At 38.4% G+C, this 21,610-nt stretch carries 17 protein-coding genes and 1 tRNA gene; 2 read left to right on the top strand and 16 right to left on the bottom strand.

Translation table 11 applies throughout. From position 1 onward, the window contains the following. Positions 1-228 precede the first annotated feature (228 nt). The 5 genes from PQQ29_RS06375 to racE all read right to left on the bottom strand — a co-directional run bounded on the left by PQQ29_RS06375 (position 229) and on the right by racE (position 3,149). Positions 229-302, bottom strand: a tRNA-Arg gene (locus PQQ29_RS06375). Between the two features lie 110 nt (positions 303-412). Further along, entirely contained in the window at positions 413-937 is a 525-nt protein-coding gene (locus PQQ29_RS06370) for a metallophosphoesterase (RefSeq protein WP_003761892.1), read from the bottom strand. Between the two features lie 37 nt (positions 938-974). Further along, positions 975-1,586 carry an XTP/dITP diphosphatase gene (locus tag PQQ29_RS06365; protein ID WP_003761890.1) on the bottom strand — a complete coding sequence of 204 codons (612 nt, stop codon included), beginning with the start codon at positions 1,584-1,586 and terminating at the stop codon, positions 975-977. 3 nt (positions 1,587-1,589) lie between these two features. Then, complete coding sequence (gene rph / locus PQQ29_RS06360; RefSeq protein WP_003761888.1) at positions 1,590-2,336, bottom strand: ribonuclease PH; 747 nt, start codon at positions 2,334-2,336, stop codon at positions 1,590-1,592. A 12-nt stretch (positions 2,337-2,348) separates the two neighbouring features. Then, positions 2,349-3,149, bottom strand: coding sequence for a glutamate racemase (gene racE, locus PQQ29_RS06355; RefSeq protein ID WP_003761886.1), 801 nt, complete (start codon positions 3,147-3,149; stop codon positions 2,349-2,351). A 147-nt stretch (positions 3,150-3,296) separates the two neighbouring features. Here racE and PQQ29_RS06350 point away from each other — a divergent pair, with 147 nt between their 5' ends. Continuing rightward, a complete protein-coding gene (locus tag PQQ29_RS06350) occupies positions 3,297-3,791 on the top strand; it encodes a YslB family protein (protein ID WP_072218612.1) in 495 nt (164 codons plus the stop codon). Positions 3,792-3,862: 71 nt separating this feature from the next. On the opposite strand, the gene PQQ29_RS06345 is transcribed toward PQQ29_RS06350, so the two are convergent. From PQQ29_RS06345 to zapA, 7 genes are all read right to left on the bottom strand, one after another. Further along, positions 3,863-5,077, bottom strand: coding sequence for an aspartate kinase (locus PQQ29_RS06345; protein WP_003761883.1), 1,215 nt, complete (start codon positions 5,075-5,077; stop codon positions 3,863-3,865). Positions 5,078-5,258: 181 nt separating this feature from the next. Continuing rightward, the gene (gene uvrC / locus PQQ29_RS06340) at positions 5,259-7,070 is read right to left on the bottom strand and encodes an excinuclease ABC subunit UvrC (protein WP_187984098.1); all 1,812 of its coding nucleotides are present in this window, start codon (positions 7,068-7,070) and stop codon (positions 5,259-5,261) included. A 75-nt stretch (positions 7,071-7,145) separates the two neighbouring features. Next, positions 7,146-7,457, bottom strand: coding sequence for a thioredoxin (gene trxA, locus PQQ29_RS06335; protein WP_003723853.1), 312 nt, complete (start codon positions 7,455-7,457; stop codon positions 7,146-7,148). An 80-nt stretch (positions 7,458-7,537) separates the two neighbouring features. Beyond that, positions 7,538-9,895: an endonuclease MutS2 gene (locus PQQ29_RS06330; RefSeq protein WP_003771537.1), complete on the bottom strand. Its 2,358-nt coding sequence runs from the start codon at positions 9,893-9,895 to the stop codon at positions 7,538-7,540. A 22-nt stretch (positions 9,896-9,917) separates the two neighbouring features. Further along, positions 9,918-11,630, bottom strand: a complete 1,713-nt coding sequence (gene polX / locus PQQ29_RS06325) for a DNA polymerase/3'-5' exonuclease PolX (RefSeq protein ID WP_010990822.1) — start codon at positions 11,628-11,630, stop codon at positions 9,918-9,920. A gap of 92 nt (positions 11,631-11,722) precedes the next feature. Then, the gene (locus PQQ29_RS06320; RefSeq protein WP_003766594.1) at positions 11,723-12,265 is read right to left on the bottom strand and encodes a CvpA family protein; all 543 of its coding nucleotides are present in this window, start codon (positions 12,263-12,265) and stop codon (positions 11,723-11,725) included. Further along, entirely contained in the window at positions 12,265-12,528 is a 264-nt protein-coding gene (gene zapA / locus PQQ29_RS06315) for a cell division protein ZapA (RefSeq protein ID WP_003761872.1), read from the bottom strand. Before zapA ends, PQQ29_RS06320 begins: the two co-directional genes overlap by 1 nt. A gap of 153 nt (positions 12,529-12,681) precedes the next feature. On the opposite strand from zapA, the gene rnhC reads away from it, so the two are divergent. Further along, positions 12,682-13,608 carry a ribonuclease HIII gene (gene rnhC, locus PQQ29_RS06310; protein ID WP_010990821.1) on the top strand — a complete coding sequence of 309 codons (927 nt, stop codon included), beginning with the start codon at positions 12,682-12,684 and terminating at the stop codon, positions 13,606-13,608. 37 nt (positions 13,609-13,645) lie between these two features. Here rnhC and PQQ29_RS06305 read toward each other — a convergent pair whose 3' ends face one another. The 4 genes from PQQ29_RS06305 to PQQ29_RS06290 form a co-directional block, all read right to left on the bottom strand. Next, positions 13,646-14,320 carry a uracil-DNA glycosylase gene (locus PQQ29_RS06305; protein WP_010990820.1) on the bottom strand — a complete coding sequence of 225 codons (675 nt, stop codon included), beginning with the start codon at positions 14,318-14,320 and terminating at the stop codon, positions 13,646-13,648. Between the two features lie 105 nt (positions 14,321-14,425). Next, positions 14,426-17,626 carry an MMPL family transporter gene (locus tag PQQ29_RS06300; protein ID WP_010990819.1) on the bottom strand — a complete coding sequence of 1,067 codons (3,201 nt, stop codon included), beginning with the start codon at positions 17,624-17,626 and terminating at the stop codon, positions 14,426-14,428. A 15-nt stretch (positions 17,627-17,641) separates the two neighbouring features. Then, on the bottom strand, positions 17,642-18,094 hold the full coding sequence (locus PQQ29_RS06295; RefSeq protein ID WP_003771528.1) for a MarR family winged helix-turn-helix transcriptional regulator: 453 nt from the start codon (positions 18,092-18,094) through the stop codon (positions 17,642-17,644). Between the two features lie 96 nt (positions 18,095-18,190). Next, positions 18,191-21,601, bottom strand: coding sequence for an FtsX-like permease family protein (locus tag PQQ29_RS06290; protein ID WP_010990818.1), 3,411 nt, complete (start codon positions 21,599-21,601; stop codon positions 18,191-18,193). Between the last annotated feature and the right edge of the window lie 9 nt (positions 21,602-21,610).

Below are 21,610 nucleotides of genomic sequence, written 5' to 3'. Positions count from 1 at the left end.
ACTAATTAACTTATAAAATCAAACAAGAATTTCATATGATTTTTATCAGTCTCCACCTATATTATTTACTAAAAGACATATTAGAGTAACTTTTATTATTTGTAAGAGGCATTCGATGTTGTCTTCCCCTCTTAATAGACACAACTGCTTGAATACCATTATTTGAACTTCCGCAAATCAAAAAGCACCATAAACATTGTATTACCACGTTTATGGTGCTTTATTTAACGTCCTGAGAGGGATTCGAACCCCCGACCGACGGCTTAGAAGGCCGTTGCTCTATCCAGCTGAGCTATCAGGACAAATGGCACTGTTTTTTCAACAGCCAAATACCATTTTATGTTTAAATTGCTTGTTTGTCAATGGTTTTCTTTAAGTTATTGCATTTTTTCTTTTTTGGGTGTCTTTTGACCTAGTTGTGCTTTGTTAAAGGAAAAACTTGTGTTAGGTCAGTTAGTTCGTTATCGTCACGATCCATGAAGCGAACTTTGATTCCTTCTGGTGTAGAGTCGATGAGTGCGTATGTTTTAATGCGAATGCGACCTCTTGGTAAGGAAATGCTTCCTGGGTTTAAAATGATGGTGTCATCTAGCATATCAACGCCTAGTTCATGAGAATGACCAAAGAATGCGAAATCAGCGTTTAATTCGCGAGCTCGGTAGCGTAAGTTCATAAGTGTCATTTTGATGTTATAAAGATGTCCGTGTGTGGTGAATATACGATAGCCATCCACTTCCCCTACCCAATCATTTGGAAAGCCTCCGCCAAAATCACAGTTGCCTCGAACAGTATGAAATCCTTGAATCGCTGGATCATCAGCTTCTAATTCAGAATCCCCACAATGAATCATGGCATCGACTGTATTTTCGTATTTTTCTTTAAGATGGATTAAGCAGTCACGTTCTGAGTGGCTGTCGCTAACTACTAATAATTTCATTTTATTTCCTCCCCCTAGTGCTCTGTTACTTATTCTCTCACTTTTTAGTAACTTTTTCTACAACTTCTGCTAAATCTTTTTCTAGCTGTTTAATAGCATTAGCTCGGTGGCTGATTTCATTCTTTTTCTCTGCTGGAATTTCTGCCATTGTAAGACCGAATTCTGGTAAGAAAAATAGTGGATCATAACCGAAGCCGTTTGTACCGCATAGTTGTTCTGCGATAATGCCTTCTACCTCTCCTGTATAGAAGCTTGTTTTCTCAGAGGGTGTAGCTACAGCAAGTGTACAGTGGAAACGAGCGGTTCTTTTTGCTGGTTCTACGCCTTCTAAATTTTTAAGTAGTTTTTCATTATTTTTTGCATCATCATGAGCGACCCCAGCATAGCGTGCAGAATAGACACCAGGAGCTCCGTTAAGCGCGTCTACAATTAAACCTGAATCATCAGCAATAACTGTTTGATTTAGCAAGCTAGCGACCGTTTCTGCTTTAAGAGCAGCATTTTCAGCAAAGGTCGTGCCTGTTTCTTCAATTTCACCAATTTCTGGAAAATCAGCAAGGGTAGCAACTTCGATATTAAACTTCGCAAAGATTTTTTCGAATTCTTTTGCTTTTCCTTTATTTGCGGTGGCAATAATAATTTTACTCATTTTTTATTCTCCTTTAATCCGCGCTGTGATTTTGTCGCCGAGTGTTTCTTTTTGGATTTCGATTAGTTCGCTTATTCCTTTTTTACCTAGAGCGATTAGTTCAGCAAGTTCGGCTTCTGAAAAAGTAGCTTCTTCGCCTGTTCCTTGGAGTTCTACAAAGGCTCCGCTACCAGTCATAATGATATTCATATCGACTTGTGCCGCGCTATCTTCTACGTAGTTAAGGTCAAGTACTGTTCCGCCTTCTTCTAAAACGCCAACACTTGTAGCTGCAAGAAAATCTTTGACAGGAAATTTCGTGAACGGAACTTCTTCATCTAGTTTTGCAATCGCCATGACCATTGCAATAAATGCGCCAGTAATAGAGGCTGTGCGTGTTCCTCCGTCTGCTTGGATAACATCACAGTCTAACCAAATTGTTCGTTCACCAAGTGCGTCTAAGTCAACCACGGCACGTAAAGCCCGTCCAATTAAACGTTGAATTTCCATTGTTCTTCCAGTTACTTTTCCTTTAGAAGATTCGCGGATATTACGTGTATTCGTTGCTCGTGGTAACATGGAATATTCAGCAGATATCCAGCCACGACCTTCCCCGCGCATAAATGGTGGTACTTTTGTTTCTACACTTGCAGAACAGATAACTTTTGTATTTCCTGATGCGATTAAAACAGAACCTTCTGGGTGCATTAAGTAATCAGGTGTTACTTCGATTTCTCGTAATGCATTCTTTTCTCTTCCATCAAATCTCATTAGTGGCACCTCTTATTTTCCTAATTTTATATGTTCTACTGTCATATCTGGCATATTTAACCAGTCTTTTGCAATATCTTTGAAAATTTGTGTGGAACCAGTGGTGAAAAAACGATGTTCAATTTCATCGTCTGTCGCATCTAATAAATTATGGTAATCCAGTAAAGCACTGACTTCGCTAGCAGTTTCTTCGCCGGAGTTAATGACCGCAACGCCATCTCCCATAAAGTTTTCGATAATTGGTTTTAAAAGTGGGTAATGTGTGCAACCCAAAATCACCGTATCAATCTTGGTACTTTTCAGTGGTAAGAGCGATTCGGCTACAACTTTTTTTGCAATGGCGCTTTTATACTCGCCAGATTCTACAACGGATACAAATTTCGGACATGCGAGTGAATCTACTTCTACTCGGCGGTTTAGTCCTTTAAGCGCTGTTGGGTAAGCCATGCTTTCGACTGTGCCAAGCGTTCCTAATACGCCAATTTTGTTGTTTCTTGTTGCTTTAAGAGCTGCTCTTGAGCCAGGTTGAATAACTCCAATAACAGGAATATCCAGTTTTTCACGAATGTCATATAGTGCTGCTGCTGTTGCAGTATTACATGCAATAACGAGCATTTTGATGCCACGATCTACGAGAAAATTGGTCATTTCCCAAGTAAACTGAGCTACTTCTTCTTTGTCGCGTGGTCCATAAGGGCAACGTGCGGTATCACCTAAATAATATACTTGTTCATGGGGTAGCTGCTTTAGTACTTCACGCACTACTGTCAAACCGCCTACTCCCGAATCGATAAAGCCTATAGCTTGTTTCACAGTCTCGCCTCAATTTCTTTATTAATTTCCAAATTTTTTATCTATACCTTCCATTTTCTTATTTTTTCGCTTTTTTCGCAAGTCTTTTTTGAGAAAAAAGGTTTTTTATAGAAATTTATTTATTGTGCTTTCCATTTTAGGGTGATTTTGGTTATAATGGTGTATGAAAGTGAGGTATCCGAAATGACAGAAAATGAACAGAATAATTACGAGGAAAAAGCACTCGTTCCAAGTTTTGGATTAGATGTACTGCGAGATTATTTAATTCCTGAAATCCTTGGAGATGAAGCGCCTCACATTATGTACTGGGCTGGGAAAGACTTAGCGCGTAAATTCCCACTTGAATCCATGGAAGAGATAAGAGAATTCTTTGAAGAAGCCTCTTTTGGGACACTTAGTATTTTAAAGGAAAAGAAAGATGAGTTGCGTTTACTTTTAGAAGGTGACATGGTTGTTTCGCGGTTCCGTACACAAGAAAATCCAACTTTTAAATTGGAAGCTGGTTTTATCGCAGAGCAATTACAAACACAGAAGAAGCTCTATACAGAAAGTTACGATGAAATAGATAAACGTAAAAAACAAGTGACGATTATCGTTAAATGGGATCGTAAAGAAACGATTGATAACGAAGAACGGTACTAAAAAGATAAGCTTGAAATAACTTGTCTACACCCCTCTTAACTGGGATGTAGCTCGTTAATTCAAGCTTATTTTTATTTATCTAATTCAAATTGGTCATGTAAAACTTGTGCTGCTTCTACCATTTTACGTGCGGGAACAACCGTCGAAACTTTGATTTCTGAAGTGCTAATCATTTTTATTGGGATATTATTTTCAGTTAAAGCTTCAAACATTTTTGCAGCGACTCCAGGGTTACTTACCATGCCAGAACCAACAATGGATACTTTCGCTAGTTCCTGCTCGGATTCTAGTTTTTCGATTTGAAGTAGTTCTTTACTTTCTTCTAAAACAGCTAGAGTAGCTAATAGTTCGCTTGTTTTAATGGTGAAGGATAAGTTGCCGTGACCAAGACCTGTGATGCCTTGAATGATAATATCTACATCAATGTTATTTTCTGCTAGTTTAGTAAAAACTTTTGAAACGCGCATCGCTTCTTTTTGTTTCCAGTGAATGGTTACACGAGTAATTTGATCTTCAAAAGCAATTCCGCGGACTACTTTGGTATTTTCCATTGTTAAATCCTCCTCAATCATTGTACCTGGTTCTAGTTCATGACTCGCTCTTACTTCAAGCGGAATTCGGAAATTTTTCGCATATTCAACGGAGCGTGGATGTAAAACTCCAGCACCGAGATTGGCTAATTCTAGCATTTCATCATAGGTGAGTTGTTCTAGTTTTTGGGCTTTTTTAACGTAACGGGGATCTGTTGTGAATACGCCAACAACATCTGTACAAATAGCACATTTTTCTGCTTTTAAAGCGGATGCGATTGCTACTGCGGTCGTATCAGAGCCACCCCTGCCGAGTGTAGTAATTTCGCCGTCTGTAGTTATACCTTGGAACCCTGCAACAATAACAATTTGCCCAGCTTCAAGTGCAGACTCAATGCGCGCGCTATCAATATCAGCAATTCTTGCGTTACTATGTACTGCTTCTGTTTCAATTCCTGCTTGCCATCCTGTATAAGAAATAGCATCATGTCCTTTTTCTTTTAAAGTCATCGCAAGTAAAGCAATCGTGATTTGTTCGCCGGTGGAAAGTAACATATCCATTTCTCGCTTGTCTGGAGCTTCACTGATTTCTTCTGCCATCGCTACTAATTTGTCGGTTGATTTACCCATCGCGGAAACGACGACAATGACTTTATTCCCTTGTTTTTTCTCGTAAATGGCTTGATCTGCTGTTTTTCCGATTTTATCTACGGTGCTAACAGAGGTTCCGCCAAATTTTAATACTACTAGTCCCAATCTCGCTCCTCCTGACTTTTTGGTGCTTTTTTATCAATGGTTTTATTTTAGCGCATTTATGTGTTGAAGGGAAGGGTGAGTTTCTTTTGTTTTTCCCCTAGCGAAAATCTTAGGTGCTGAAATAAAAAAGCTAACATGCCAATAACTAAAAAATCATTGGTATGTTAGCTTTATCTAAAATCTATTTTTGTTCGGTATTTTTGGCTTTTTCGTTAAAAGCGGTTATATGTTTATGCACTTCTTCTGCCACATTAAGTGGAACGCCAGCTTCTTTAATTTCTTCAACTGATGCTTCTTTTAATTTCTTCATGGAGCCAAAATGTTTCAGTAGTTTTTTCTTGCGGCCAGGTCCTACGCCAGGAATGCCGTCAAGAATGCTCTGGAACCCTGTTTTGCTGCGTAGTTGGCGGTGGAATGTGATAGCGAAACGGTGGACTTCATCTTGCATTCGTTGCAGTAAATAGAATTCTTGGCTGTTTCTTTCGAGTGGAACTATTTCTAAAGGATCACCGAATAATAGTTGGCTAGTACGATGCTTGTCGTCTTTTGCGAGTCCGGCTACTGGAATATCTAAGCCGAGTTCGTTTGTTAGGACGTCTTTGGCGCTATCAATTTGTCCTTTCCCACCATCAATTAATATTAGATCTGGCATTGGTAGGCCTTCTTTAAGTACGCGCCAGTAACGACGGCGGATAACTTCTCGCATCGTTGCGTAATCATCCGGTCCTTCCACGGTTTTGATTTTGTATTTGCGGTAATCGTTTTTACTTGGTTTTCCGTCTAGGAATGTGACCATTGCAGAAACGGGATCTGTACCGTGAATATTCGAGTTATCAAATGCTTCGACGCGTGATGGTGTTGGAATCCCCATCGCTTCACCAAGTCGTTCAACTGCCCCGACTGTCCGTTCTTCGTTGCGTTCAAGTAGCATAAATTTCTCGTTTAGAGCGATTTTGGCATTTTTGTAAGCAAGTTTCACGAGTTCTTTTTTGTTTCCGCGCTGTGGTACGATGATTTTTGTGTCGGGAACGACGGCTTGAACGGCTTCGCTATCAACATCATCTGGCAAATAAATTTCTTTAGGTGGGATATGGTTTGCTTTTTGATAAAACTGGCCGATAAATGTGAGGAAGTCTTCATCAGCATCGTTGTAAAATGGAAACTGGGAAACATCGCGCTCAATGAGTTTTCCTTGGCGAATGAAGAATACTTGGACGCACATCCAGCCTTTATCAATGGCGTAACCGAAGACATCGCGGTCAACGAAATCGTTCATCATCATTTTTTGTTTTTCCATTGTTGTTTCGATGGCGTTGATTTGGTCGCGGAATTCACCAGCTTTTTCGAATTCCATATTTTCTGCGGCTTCTTGCATTTTTTTCATTAAATCATTTTTAACGGTTTTATAGCCACCGTTTAAGAATGCCACAATTTCGTCTTGCATTTCTTTATACTTACTTGCTTCCACGTCAAATACACACGGGGCAAGGCATTGTCCGAGATGATAGTACAAACACACTTTATTTGGTAATGTACTACATTTTCGAAGTGGATACAGTCGGTCTAGAATGCGTTTCACTTCATTTGCAGCGTAGACATTTGGATACGGACCGAAATATTTCCCTTTATCTTTCTTTACTTGGCGGGTAATAATTAGTCGCGGATGTCGTTCGTTTGTAATTTTAATGAACGGATAAGTTTTATCGTCTTTTAAGCGAATATTGAAGCGTGGGTCATGTTTTTTTATCAAATTAATTTCAAGTAGCAATGCTTCTACGTTGGATGAAGTTACGATATATTCAAAGTCCACAATTTCTTGGACTAGACGTTGCGTTTTACTATCGTGCGTACCTGAAAAATACGAACGCACGCGATTTTTCAACACTTTTGCTTTCCCAACATAAATAATTGTTCCTTGTCTATCTTTCATCAAATAACAACCAGGTTGGTCCGGCAGAAGCGCTAATTTATTTTGGATATGTTCAGAAGACATTTTATCAACTCCAGTTACACATTTAAAAAGAAGCCTAGAATGTTTGTTCTAAGCTTCTTTCATTTTAGCATAATTTTAAACGTATTTGTTGATGACTTCATCCAGTTCTTCTTTTGGACGGTAGCCGATAATTGTTTCTACTACTTCGCCGTCTTTTTTAATAAGAAGTGTTGGAATACTCATAACACCAAAGCTTCCAGGTGTTTCTGGGTTTTCATCTACGTCCATTTTGACGATTTTAAGTGCTTCGCCGCGTTCTTCTTGTATTTCTTCTAAAACTGGAGCCACCATGCGGCAAGGACCACACCATGTTGCCCAGAAATCTGTTAATACTAAGCCTTCGCTAGTTTCTTGTTCAAATGTTGCATCTGTAATTTCTTTTACCATGATTTAATTCACTCCTTATGACTTTTGTACACACAGTATAGCACCTAGACCTATTTGGAGCCATGTTTTTGCTCAGTTGTTTACTTGAACTCAACGATTGTTACGCCGTTCCCGCCTTCTGCTGCGGCTCCGAAACGGATGGATTTAACCATACGATGATTCTTCAAATATTCCGTGACGCCTGTTCTAAGCGCGCCAGTACCTTTACCATGAATAATTGCTACTTGAGGGTATCCTGCGAGCAATGCTTCATCAAGGTATTTATCCACTTTTTGAATAGCGTCTTCGTAGCGTTCACCGCGTAAATCGAGTTCACTTTTTGCTGGTGAGTCACTACTATGAACAGATGTGATAATGCGTTGTTTTTTCGGTTTTTCTGGCTCGATATATTCTAAATCGGTCGTTTTGATTTTCATTTTGATGATGCCGATTTGGACGTTCCATTCTTTATCACTAATTTTGTTTAAAAGTGTGCCTTTTTGGCCAAGAGATAGGACGCGAACATTGTCGCCAGCTTGGAAAACATGTGGTTTTTGTTTTGGTGCTTTTGGAATAGCTTTGTTAATTGTTTTTGGCTTAGCTTTTCCAAGTCTTGTTTTAGCATCGATTAGTTCATGTTCTTTGATTCCCGCTGCCCCGTTTAATTGCATTGTGCGCAGTTCGTGGATAATTTCTTCGGCTTCTGTTTCGGCTTTTTCTACGATTCCAGCAGCTTTTTCGTTTGCTTGTTCGAGTAATTTATCTTTTTGTTGATAATAATTGGTAATTTCTTTTTGTAAATCTTTTAAAAGAGCATCGGCACCACGAGCTAGTTCGCGCGCTTCTTCATATTCTCTTTCTGCTAGATTTCGTTTTTCTTCTAGACTTGAAATCATGTCATTTAAGTCTGCACTTTCAGTATCAACGAGGCTTCTTGCTTCTGTGATGATACTTTCACTTAAACCAAGGCGGCGTGAAATATCAAATGCATTGCTTCGTCCGGGTACGCCAATGAGTAGTTTGTATGTTGGACTAAGTGTTTCAACATTAAATTCAACGGAAGCATTGGTTGCATGTGCTCGGTTATAGCCATAAGCTTTTAGTTCAGGATAGTGAGTCGTTGCAACAACACTTGCACCTTTTTTGTGACTTGCATCAAGAATGGCAATAGCGAGTGCTGCTCCTTCCTGCGGATCCGTACCAGCTCCGAGCTCATCATATAAAATAAGTGATTTATGATTTACTTTTTCTAAGATCGAAACAATGTTTGTCATATGGGACGAGAAAGTACTTAAGCTTTGTTCAATGGATTGTTCATCGCCAATATCAGCAAATACGTTTTCAAAAACAGCGATAGTCGAATCTTCTTGGGCTGGGATTTGTAAGCCTGATTGCGCCATCAAGGTTAGTAAGCCTAATGTTTTTAATGTAATTGTTTTACCACCTGTATTTGGACCAGTAATAACAATCGTACTAAAATCTTCACCTAAATAAATATCGTTAGCAACAACTTTCACAGCATCTAAAAGCGGATGTCTGGCTGCTATTAAATGAACGATTCCAGTATCGCTCAAATGTGGCGTTACGGCTTTCAGAGCTTTCCCAAATCGAGCTTTTGCGAGAATGAAATCAAAACGACCCAGAATAAAGGTATTATGATGAATCTCATTAATCCAGCCAGCTAATGAAGCAGAAATTTCAGCTAGGATACGTTCGATTTCTTGTTTTTCTTTCGCTTGAAGGGCTTTGCGTTCATTATTTAAATCAACCACGCTTTGTGGCTCAATGAAGAGCGTTTGACCGGATGCAGACTGGTCATGAACGATGCCGCCGTAATGTCCTTTATATTCTTGTTTCACGGGGATAACATAGCGATCATTTCGAATCGTAATAACCGCATCACTTAGCATTTTTGAAGCGTTGCGATCACGTAAATAAGATTCTAGCTTTTCACGCACGCGGTCTTCTGTCCGGCGCAAAGTACGACGAATCGAGCTAAGCGCTTCACTAGCTGTATCTAATATTTTCCCACTTTCATCTATTGAAATGGCAATATCTTCTTCTACATCTTTTAATACTAAAAGTTCATCAGAAAGTGCGCCGAGTAATGGTATTTCGACGCCAATTTCTAGTAAATCGTTCATAAAGTTTTTCATTTGGCGGCTTACACGCAAGTTACTACCAATTTGGTAGATTTCTAGCCCGTTTAAATCGCCACCAATCTCTAGACGTTTCAAATGTGCAAAAACATCTGTTAGACCAGTAATTGGCGCGCTTCCCCGCAAACGAATAATTTTGGCTCCTTCTTCTGTTTCAAGTTGCGCTTTTTGTACGACTTGAAAATCTGTAGCTGGAGCAAGTTCATAAATCGCTTGCTCCCCTAGTGAGGAAGAAGCAAATTCAGCAAGTTGTTTTTTTATTTTATCAAATTCTAAAATGGCTTCTACTTTTTTTTCCATTAGTCATCCTTCTTTTTAAAAGTTATTTATTCTGTAAAAATTGTTTGAATTCTGCGGCTGATTTTGTATTCAAGATTGCAGATTTATCTAGCCAAGCTTTCGTTGCAGCACGGACTCCGATCGACATAAAATCAAGATGTTTCGTATCGTGCGCATCCGTATTAATTGCGATAGGCACGCCTGCTGCATGGGCCATTTCTAAATGCTCCCGATTTAAATCAAGGCGCTGTGGATTAGCATTTAATTCTAGCGCAGTACCTGTATTTTTTGCTAGTTTGATTAGTTCTTTCATATTAACATGATATGGTTTTCTTTTCACGACAATTCTACCTGTTGGATGAGCAATCAGACGCACATATGGATTTTCACAGGCTGTTTTTAGTCGTTTCATAATCTCTTCTTCTGATTGTTGGAAACTGGAATGAATCGATGCGATAACGAAATCTAACTGTTTTAAAGTGTCATCATCAAAGTCCAGAGAGCCATCTGCTAAAATATCCATTTCAACGCCAGAATAAACGTCAATTTCTGGATAATTAGCAGCTACTTTTTTAATTTCTGCCTGTTGCTCAAGTAATCTCTTCTCATCCAGACCATTGGCTACTCGTAAAAATTTTCCGTGATCGGTAATTACCATGTACTCATAACCTTTAGCGATACAAGCTTCAATCATCTCAGGAATCGCGTAAGCTCCATCCGACCAAGTTGTATGCATGTGTAAATCACCGCGAATATCACTTAACTCGAGGAATTTCGTATCTTTTGTCACCCGTTCAATTTCTGTACCGTCGCGCCGTACTTCTGGAGGTAAAAATGGAATATGAAAGTGTTTAAAGAACGTTTCTTCTGATTCAAAGTGACGCATACTTCCATCTTCTTGCTCCACACCATATTCACTGATTTTTTCGTTCGATTGTTTAGCTAATTGGCGCATTTTGATATTATGATCTTTGGAACCAGTAAAATGGTGCAAAGTTGTTGCAAAAGCTTTCTTTTCTACTAAGCGAAAATCTACTGAAATTGTAATGTTATCTTCTAGAACAGCTGATACTTTGGTTTCCCCTGCCCCAATAACATCTGTAATCAGAGGAAATTCTAGTAATGCTTTTTGAACGTCTTCTGGTTTTTCAGTAGCAATAACGTAATCCAAATCTTTGACTGTTTCTCGTAATCTACGTAAACTGCCTGCTCGAGCAAAGGTTGCAATTGTGTCTATGCTAGCAAGATAATCTTCTACTTTTTGAATGATTGGTAACACATCATTTAGTGGGTATCTATCAGGTCGTTCGCCCATTTCGCGCACTGCTTCTGCCATTTTTTCCGCAGACTTTTTACCGAAACCTTTTAATGCTTCAATGTGACCGTTCCGAGCTTCTTTAAGTAATGTATCTTTATCTACTACGCCTAATTCATGGTAAAGACGTGATAATTTTTTACCACCAAGCCCTGGTACATCTAAAAGTGGAACGAGGCCAGCTGGCACTTCTTTTTTTAGTTCCACGAGTTCTGGGCATTCGCCGCTGTCCAAATAGCGTTGAATAATCTCACCCGTCGTTTTTCCAATACCGCTAATCTTAGTAAAGTCTTCAATTTCCGCCAGACTTCTGCTATCTAGTTCAATTGCTTGCGCGGCTTTTCGGAAAGCCGATATTTTAAAGCTATTTTCTCCTTTTAATTCCATATAAGTGGCGATTTCCTCAAGTAAACGAATGATTTCTTTTTTATTCGTAGCCATCTTAATTCCTCCCTCGCTTGGTCATTAAAAAATACCAGAGAAATCCTATCCAAAATTGGCTAAGAGTATACATCTGGTATCGAATGTTTCTTTTATTTTGGCAGAATATCTGTCATCCAGTCATAAAATTGTTCGGACAAAATTGGCGTATTTTCAAGCATCCACTGAGCAACCGTCGAGCTATCAATGAGGTTTTCAGACCAATTTGCCGGATAAATTGCCATGACGAACAAAACAATAAAAATAATTAAATAAGACTTAATAACACCAAAAACAGCTGCTAATAATCCATTGATTTGACGCAACACTGGGATTTTAGTCAAGCCACCAACAAGGGAAGCGAGCATATGCACAACAATGATTGCCACAATGAAAATAATCGCAAAGCCAAGTACATTGTAATAAGCTGTTTCTGTTCTTAATTCTTGTAAAATAATGGATAATCCATCTGAAGTATCACTACCTGGATAAGGTATAAAAGTTAAATGTGGCGCTAAATCTTCGTAATACGTATACGAGATAAAAAATGCCAAAATATAACCAAGTAATAAAATAAGTTGTTTGATTAGGCCTGTTCTAAATCCTGCGAAAAAGCCGCAAACAAGTAAAATTAAAATAATCGCATTTAAAATCATTAATCTCTTCCTTTAATTCGAGCCAGTTCTTGTTCCAACTCTAGATATTTTTGTTCTAGTTTTAAATAATCGTGAGTTGCATTCACAGCTGTTAATACCGCGAGCCTACCACTATCTAGCGCATGATTTTGGGAGCCAATTTCGTGCATTTTTTCATCAACTTGACGAGCTACTTTTCGTAAGTGGTCAGCTGTTTCTACGCCAACAATCGTATATTCTCTACCATAAATTGTTGTCACTACTTTATTTCTCTCATTTGCCACGTAAATTCCTCCTCGCCCAAATTCATTTAGGCCGCTACTTGTCATAATCTTATCACGAAAAAGCTGGAAAGAAAAGAGTCAACCACCCGTTTAACAGATATTCAGTCTTTCGTCGTAGTATGTTACAATAGAACTTTGAAAGGATGATGCCTTATCGCAAATACAGTTATCATAGTCGATCAATCAACACTCGAAAAAATGAAACAAACTTATCTTCCCTTTTCAAGCCCAAAACTCCCACCTGGAGCCGTTTTTGCGGCAAAAAAACCTGGTGTTTCGATTACTGGCTACAAATCTCGTAAAGTAATGTTCCAAGGAGTCAACGGAGAAGCTGAAGCAAAAAAATGGGTTGCGACTCTTCCAGAAGCAAAAACGAAGGCGCCGAGTGTTTCTAAAGGCGTTCTTCCAGCGAACTTTGCCGCCAAAAATGTTATTGGTTCAGATGAAGTCGGTACTGGTGATTTTTTTGGTCCAATTACAGTTTGTGCAGCTTATGTGGACGCTGAAATGATGCCGCTTTTAAAAGAGCTTGGTGTGAAAGATTCAAAAGCCATGAAAGACCCAGAAATTTGCCGAATAGCAGAGAAAATCATGCCAATCGTTCCACATAGTGTGCTACTTTGCCCTAATCCTAAATACAATGAACTTCAAAAAAGAGGCATGAACCAAGGCCAAATGAAAGCATTACTACATAACCGTGCTATTGAAAATGTCCTAAAAAAACTTGCTCCCATAAAACCAGAAGCGATTTTAATTGATCAATTTGCTGAAAAAAATACTTACTATCGATATTTAGCAAAAGAGCCAAGTATTATTCGAGAAGATGTATTTTTCGCAACGAAAGCAGAAGGACTTCATCTTTCAGTGGCAGCAGCTTCGATTATTGCTCGATATAAATTTGTGCAAGCCTTTGATGCTATGTCAAAAGAAGTTGGCATCCCGCTTCCAAAAGGTGCCGGACCACACGTGGACGTTGTTGCAGCAGAAATTATTGAACGATTTGGACTAGAAACATTAGCTAAATATACTAAACAACATTTTGCTAACACAGAAAAAGCCTTGAAAATTGCAAAAAAATGATAAAACGCCCCGTCAAATAAAGACGAGGCGTTTTTAATTATATAGAAGGAATTTGCCAATCAATTGGTTTGATGCCATTTTGCTCTAGGAAGTGATTTGTTTTTGAAAAATGTTTGCATCCCATAAAGCCGCGTGAAGCTGATAGTGGGCTAGGATGAACGGATGTGAAAGCAATGTGTTTTGGATTTGTGAGTAGTTGTAACTTCTCTTTTGCATTGTTTCCCCAAAGTAAAAAGACAACGGGTTCTTCTTTCTGGTTAATCATTTCAATAATGCGGTTTGTTAGCAGTTCCCAACCTTGGCCACGGTGCGAATTAGCTTGACCGGCGCGAACGGTAAGAACTGTGTTTAGCAAGAGCACTCCTTGGTCCGCCCATGGTATCAAATAGCCATTGTTTGGAATCTCACAATTTAGATCGTTATGTAATTCTAAATAAATATTTTGTAACGATGGTGGTATTTGAACACCTTTTTGGACTGAAAAAGAAAGACCGTGTGCTTGTCCTGGTCCGTGGTATGGATCTTGACCAAGTATAACTACTTTTACATCTTTATAAGCCGTGTGTTTTAAAGCATTAAAAATATCATACATATCAGGAAATATTCTTTTGGTTTGGTATTCATTTTTTAGGAACTGGCGAAGTTTTAAATAGTATGGCTGGTTAAACTCATCTTTTAATAACTCATCCCAGTCATTTTCGAGTTTTATCATTTGCTTCCTTCCTCCTTTATTCATCTCTATACCCATCTTAGCAAAATAACTTTTTAAATTAAACTAAAAACCGCACTCCTCGATTAAAGGAATGCGGTTTGTTAATTATTTTTTCGGTGGTACGTTTTCTTGATGATCGCCTTTTCTTGTGATAAATGGCCACCAATTACCACGACCGAATAGTTTAACCATAACTGGTACGAATAGTGGTAAGATAACGATGGCGTAGAGCACTAAGCCAATCAGAACTACTGTTGCGATTTCAAGTAAGGAAAGAACTCCTGCTGGCATCATCGCGGCGAATGTTCCACCGAGAATGATCACTGCGCTGAAGATAACGCCGCCCATATTTTTCATCGCTTTTATCATTCTATCACGAACGGAAAGCCCATTATATTCATTAAATCGTGACATAAGGAATATCGAATAATCGATACCGAGTGCGACGAGTACAACAAATCCGAAGAATGGGGTTGCCCATGTTAGTCCACTATAGCCGAGAATTCGCATAAAGATTATTTCTGCAAATCCAAGTGCCGCAAAGTAAGTTAATACAAGTGATGCGATAAGGTAAATTGGCATTACAAGTGAACGTAAAACGATAACAAGGGTTACGAATACACTAGCTAGAACGATAACAAGTACTAAATGATAATCGGCTGTTGACATATCTCTTGTATCATAGTTAGCGCTAGTCATTCCGCCAATACCAATTTTGGCATTTTCTAGTTTTGTGCCTTTCATACTAGCTGCGAGTTGTTCATTAATGTCATCTATGGAATCCATTGCTCCATTCGAATATGGATTTTTTGTCAAAATAACATTAATCGTAGCTAGTTTTCCATCAGAAGAAATGTATTGGTCTAGTACTTTTTGGAAATCAGCATTTTTTAATAGCGCATCTGGTACGTAAATTCCAGAACTTGCGTAAGGAACTTTCGACCAATCATCAATAAGTCCGTTCGCTGTGTTTAGACCACTTTCTACTTTGCCTAATCCATCAGCTCCTGAAGTTAAGCCATTTGTTAGTTCACCCATTTGTCCACTAATTCCGGCAAAACCTTCTTTTAGTGCACCTTGTCCTGCTGCAATTTGAGATAGGGCGTTAGAGATTTCAGGCATTTTAGAAACGACTTGACCTTGACCGTCTGCGGCTTGATTTAGACCGTTTTCTAATTGATCGAGTCCAGTTTCAATCTGACCAAGTCCAGTGCCAAATGCGCTTAGGCCGTCTGAAATTTGTTTGGACTGTTCATTTAATTGGTTCATTGCGGTTGCTAATTGTTGAATACCTTGATTTAGTTCTTTCATTTTTGCTTGAAGAGCGGCCATTTGTTGTCCTGCAGTTGTTTTTAATTCATTACCAGCTGTTTGTAGACCTTGTATATCAGCCGCTAGTTTTTGGAATTTAGGATCGTTTCTTACTTCTGGATGTGCTGCTGCGAATGTTTGGAACGATTCCCCGATTTTCTTAAACTGTGCTTCGAGCTTGGATGTGTCAATTGCTGGTGAATTGGGATTTCCAAAGCCTTTTAATTGTTCTGCTACATTTTGCAAGTTTTTCTGAATTTCTGCATAACCTGCTTGAATTTGTGCTTCTCCATTTTGAAGTGAAGCGAGTTGTGACTTGGCTTCTGCTACTCCTTGTTTTAAGTCTCCTGCACCGGTTGCGCCACTTTCAATTCCAATTTGAATTTGTGCGAGTGCAGCTTGAAGTTGATTGATGCCTTGCTCGGTTGCCACGGTACCTTTTTGAAGGTCGCCAACTCCAGCAACTGCTTTATCAAGAGCTGGTTCTGATTTTTTAAGTTCTGAGCTAGCAGAATCTAAGCCTTTTTTGACTTCACCTACTCCGTCAGTTGCTTGTCCAACGCCGTCATTTACTTGTCCAGCTTGATTTTTAATGTAAATATCATCGACACGTTTTCCTGCTGGACGTGACGCGCTCATAACCATATCAATACCTTTTAAGTGAGATAAATCATCGGAAATTTTTTCGATTTGCGCAATGTATTCTGTTGTACGCATGTTATCGTCATTTTCGATAAAAACTTGTGTAGGCGCGACTTGTCCTGCTCCAAAACTATCTGAAACGATTTCAAATCCTTTTTTAGAAGGATATTTGTCACTAATTTCATCTAATGAGTTAAATGATTCTGTTCCTGTATGCAGTAAAATTGGCGGCAATGTGATAGCTGCAACGATGAGTAAAGCAATCCATGGTCTCGCAAATGTGAATTTCCCAGCAGCTCCCCACACTTTATTTTCTTTGTGGCTAATATTTTTATTTAATGGCCAGAATAAATGGGTTCCGAGCGTACTCATAAAGAATGGTACGAGTGTATAAAGTGCTGCGAGTAAGACGACAATACCGACACCAACAGCGACTGCGGAACGATATAAATCAAATTGAACGAAATAAAGCGAAGTGAAGGCAACGAGTACAGCTACACCACTATAAATAACTGTTTTACCCGCTGTACGATAAGTTGCATGAACAGATTCTCGTGGATCTAGCCCTGCTCCCATTTCTTCTTTAAACCTACTCATTAAGAGAATACAATAGTCCGTCCCAATCCCAAACATAATACACACCATAAATATTTGCGTATAGGTCGAAACAGGAAAATTAAAGATGTCAATTAAGAAAGCGACCGTGCTTTGTGCAACGAGATAACTTATTCCTACAGTTAAAAGTGGAATGAACGGCGCTACTGCAGATCTAAATACAAGGAATAATACGACTAAAATAAAGACAACTGTGATGCCTTCTGTCTTATGTAAACCGTCTTCTGAACCCTGAACAACATCCTCTTGAATTAATTTATTTCCTGTTAAGTAAGTATCAACGCCTTTAACATCCATTTTTTTGTCTAAAGCGTTTCGAATGCTTTTAACAGAGGCATCTGTGTCATCTACAGTTAGACTTGCTACCATCGTTTTACCGTCTTTTGATAAGAATTTATCCTTTAATTCGGGTTGATTAAAACTTGATACAACGTTGGTTACGTGAAGTTCATCTTTATTTTTGTCAATGGAATCAAGTGATTTTTTAATATTGTTTAACTCAGTTCCAGTTAACTTATGGTCAGCTGTGTACACCGCAATGTATGCTGAACCTTTGTCATCCGGATTGTGTTTCTTTTGCATTTCTGTCGCAAGTGAGGACGGATAACCATCAGGCAGCTTTAATTCGCCTTTTTCGCGTACAAGATCTGCCATGGGTGGTGCGATAAACATTAGTACGACTGCTGCTGCAAGCCAAAATGCTAAAATGGCCCAGCGGAGTTTCATAATCCATTTCATGCCAAATCTCTCCTTTTATTTTTTCGGTTTGACAACTGACTTGTTAATTTTTTGAAATAACTCAAAAAATTGTTCGCTGTCTTCTTCCCCTAGAATTTCAAGCCATTCATTTACGAGTAACTCTAATTGTTTTTCACACTCTTCGTAAACGCTATTCCCTTTTTCTGTGATGGTTAAAACAACGGCGCGTTTATCATGCTTGTTTCGTTCTCGTCTAATGTAGCCTTTTTCTTCTAGTTTTTTTAACTTTGGTGTAATTGCGCTTTTATTGACATTTAGACAAGCAGAAAGTTCTGTAGCACTTATTTCATCACCAGTAGCTATTTCTCGCAATACAAAAAATTGTTCAATCGATAAGTCTACTGTATTAGCTGAAATTTCAGAAATAGCCTGATGTATATGTGTCATCGCGAATATGTAAGTTTGTTGGTAACTCTTTATCAGTTGTTTCACTTTTTGCTTTTCCAAATAAAGTTCACCCCCTTAACTATTTCCAAGTTTAAGCTTTATTTATTTTGAAGTCAAATGAAAAGAACTTGCTTAAATAGCAAGTTCTTTTCAAGGTTATTCTACGGATTTAAGTGCTTCAATCATATCAATTCGTTTAAGTTTAATGTGCATCACAACCATGACGATGGATGCAAAAACAAGGGTAAGAATGCCGGAGAATAGATAGCTTGTCCAATCAATTGCAGGGCTGAACATCATTTGATCGACTTCTGCAGTCGTGATAATAAATCGGTGCAAGAAGAAGCCAAGGATAAATCCAGCGACAATGCCCATCAAGGTTAAAATGATATTCTCTCGGTAAACATACATTGTCACTTCTTTTGGATAAAAACCGAGTACTTTGATAGTGGAAAGTTCCCTGATACGCTCTGATACGTTAATATTTGTAAGGTTGTATAAAACGACAAAGGCTAGTAGTGCTGCAGAAGTAATTAATACGACAATGACAATATTTAAACTATCTAGAGTATCCGTTAGCATCGAACTTATATTGTTTGAGAAAGTAATCGTTAAAATAGATTTACTATCTGTTAATTTTTCTGCGAACTCAGTTTCTACTTTTTCAGAAGTGTCTTTAAGCTTTAATAAATCTAAATTGTAACTAGGTTTTTCGTCAAATATTTGTTGATAATACGTTGGAGTCATGTAAATATAGTGCATTGCATAGTTTTCTGTAATAGCGCTAACTTTGATTTTGTACTTATCATTCTTCGCATTTTTTACAGTAATCGAATCGCCTGGTTTTATATCGAATAATTTAGCTAGTTTTTCACTAATTATTGCTCCATCATCTGTTAGCTTTTCTGTTGTGTGACTAGCACGGTCACGCAACACGATATAGTCTGGTAATTCGTTTAAATTTTTAGGGACAATGATGGAACTCGCTTGTGCGGATTGCCCTGATTTGACTGCATCTATATTTGTTTGCGACATCGCTAGTTTACTTTTGATATTAGAATCTTCCATTAGGTTATCGTACGTTTCTTTTGCTGTTGGTGGAGCGCTCATATCTTGATAAACTGCTGCGTCATATTTCATTATTTGACCGTACTGCATTTTAGCTATATCACTAATGGAATTTCGCAGTCCAAAGCCAGTAAGAATTAGCGCTGTACAACCAGCAACACCGAGTACTGTCATTAGCATCCGTTGTTTGTAGCGGAAGAGATTTCTTGCTGTTACTTTGCTCGTAAAATTCATTCGTTTCCAGATAAAGCTAATTCGTTCTAAGAAAATTCGTTTGCCGATTTTTGGTGCTTTCGGGCGCATTAATGTAGCTGCATTCGCTCTTAGTTCTGCCCGACATGCTGCATATGCGGTGAAAGTCGTACAGAATAATGCTACACAAATGGATAATAAACTGTAACTCCAATAAAATCCGATGTCGACAGCAGGCATTTCATACATTGTTTTATAAGCATTAAAGATAATATTTGGGAAGAATTGGAAACCGATTATAATTCCAACGATACTTCCGCCAATACTTGCAATCGAACCATAAACAAGATATTTCAAAATGATGCTACCGTTCGAATAACCAAATGCTTTTAATGTTCCAATTTGCGTTCTTTGTTCTTCTACCATTCGAGTCATTGTTGTTAAACAAACAAGTGCTGCGATTAAGAAGAAAAAGATTGGAAATGCCGTGGATAAAGAAGTTAAACGATCGGCATTTTCTTTATATTCGCTATAACCTGGATTATCGTTACGATCAAGGACATAGTATTTCGGTAGTTTAAGTGCATCGAGTTTTTCTTGGCCAATTTTAACGTCTTTTTCGGCGCTAGCTAATTTGGCTTCAGCTGCCTTTTTCTCTTTTTCAAATAGTGCGAGATTTTTATTGTATTCTGCTTGCCCATTGTTTAATTTTTTTAGTGCATTTTGTAATTCTACGGCGCCTGTCTCTTTTCCATCAGCCAATTGCTTTTTAGCGAGGGAGATTTTTTCTTGACCGGCTTGATATTTTGCTAATCCCGCTTGATACGCTATTTTTGCTTGCTCAAGTTGCTGTTGTTTACTAGCTAATGTTTTTTCGCCTTGCTCTATTTTTTGTTTTTCTTCATCTAAAACTGTTCGAGCCGATTGATAGGCTTTTTCACCTTCAGCAACTTGTTTAAGTGCAGCGTTCAGAGCTTCCCGGATTTGTGCATCGCTAATGGCTCCATTTTCATAATCATCGAGCAAAGTGTTAATGGTTTCTTCGTATTCGGCGAGCTCTTCAGCTGAAATATCAAGTTCTGAAGCCGCCATGTTGAATGCATTAGTTAAGCTTTCTCGGTCGATGTCAAAATCAGTTAAATCTGGTTGTTTTAATGCATTTTCTAAGGTTGATCGCGCATTTTTTAAGTATCCATTTGCTGTATTGAGGAGATTATTGGCCTCATTCCATGCAGCTAGGCCTTCTTCTAATTCTCTTTCAGCTTGTAAAATGGCTTCTTCGCCTTGATTAATCTGCATTTTTGCGGCATCTAATTGTTTTTTGGCGTTCGCTAGTTCCGCTTCACCAGCAGCAATTTCTGATTCACCTTGTTTAATTTTGGCATCATAGCTAGCTTTTGCTGCATTATACTTGGAAAAGCCTTCATCCAATTGTGCTTTTGCAGCATCTAGTTTGGCTTGATTTTTTTGTAGTTCTGCTTTTCCTTTATTGATTTCGGCTGTGGCATCATCTAATTTTTTTTGTTCGCTCGTTTTAATTTTATTCAGTCGTTTTTCTGGTTGTCCTGCTAAAGCTTGCTCCACTTTTTTGTTATCTTTTTTCTCCGTGCGAATGTAAGCATCACTAAAAGCTTCTTTATCCGCTAGATTATTAAAAGTGAGACTGGCAATAGTGTATTCTGGCAAATCAAAATCTTGTTCTGGAATCACACCAAAAGCGTCTGTTTTTCCTTTCCCAACAGTACTTGATCCCCGTTCGGATTTTTGGATGTATGCTGGTGATCGAACAAAGCCAACTACTTTATATGTTGATTTTTTAAGTGTATGGGTTAATTCACTTCCATCATTTTTAACAAAAGTTACTTTGTCGCCGATTTTGATGTTGTCTTGAATAACTTTGTTGTTATCCAGAGCAATCTCACCTGATTTTTCCGGCAAACGACCACTTACTACTTTATATTTATTTAAATTATCACTTGCAGAGCTTGAATATAATTTTGTAACGATGTTGTTTTCTTTCATTAAAGTATCTGCTGTATATCCTAAGTCTACTTGAGCGACTCCCGAAATACCTTCTAAAGCTTCTTTATCCGTATCATCTAGTCCATATGTTGACTGGACATTGAAATTGGCGAGTTGATACTTATTAAAATAATTGTCTGCTGTTAAAAGCATATCCGGTCCAGTTGCTTTTAGTCCAGAGAAAAAAGCAACACCTAACATTATCAGCATAAAAATTGAAATAAAGCGGCTTTTTGAATGCCATATTTCTCGGTAGATATCTTTCCATAAAGCTGAACGTTTCAATGCTTGCTC

The sequence above is a fragment of the Listeria innocua genome (assembly GCF_028596125.1).
Lineage (GTDB): Bacteria > Bacillota > Bacilli > Lactobacillales > Listeriaceae > Listeria > Listeria innocua.
The sequence above is the reverse complement of the archived record's forward strand: the minus strand, read 5'-3'. Positions and strand labels throughout refer to the sequence as shown.

What these genes read in the sequence shown, in the direction of transcription:
- PQQ29_RS06370 (WP_003761892.1), bottom strand. Translation starts at nt 937, where the DNA reads ATGAAATTATTAGTAGTTAGCGACAGCCACTCAGAACGTGACTGCTTA.
- PQQ29_RS06365 (WP_003761890.1), bottom strand. Translation starts at nt 1,586, where the DNA reads ATGAGTAAAATTATTATTGCCACCGCAAATAAAGGAAAAGCAAAAGAA.
- rph (WP_003761888.1), bottom strand. Translation starts at nt 2,336, where the DNA reads ATGAGATTTGATGGAAGAGAAAAGAATGCATTACGAGAAATCGAAGTA.
- uvrC (WP_187984098.1), bottom strand. Translation starts at nt 7,070, where the DNA reads ATGTCTTCTGAACATATCCAAAATAAATTAGCGCTTCTGCCGGACCAA.
- trxA (WP_003723853.1), bottom strand. Translation starts at nt 7,457, where the DNA reads ATGGTAAAAGAAATTACAGATGCAACATTTGAACAAGAAACTAGCGAA.
- PQQ29_RS06330 (WP_003771537.1), bottom strand. Translation starts at nt 9,895, where the DNA reads ATGGAAAAAAAAGTAGAAGCCATTTTAGAATTTGATAAAATAAAAAAA.
- polX (WP_010990822.1), bottom strand. Translation starts at nt 11,630, where the DNA reads ATGGCTACGAATAAAAAAGAAATCATTCGTTTACTTGAGGAAATCGCC.
- PQQ29_RS06320 (WP_003766594.1), bottom strand. Translation starts at nt 12,265, where the DNA reads ATGATTTTAAATGCGATTATTTTAATTTTACTTGTTTGCGGCTTTTTC.
- PQQ29_RS06305 (WP_010990820.1), bottom strand. Translation starts at nt 14,320, where the DNA reads ATGATAAAACTCGAAAATGACTGGGATGAGTTATTAAAAGATGAGTTT.
- PQQ29_RS06300 (WP_010990819.1), bottom strand. Translation starts at nt 17,626, where the DNA reads ATGAAATGGATTATGAAACTCCGCTGGGCCATTTTAGCATTTTGGCTT.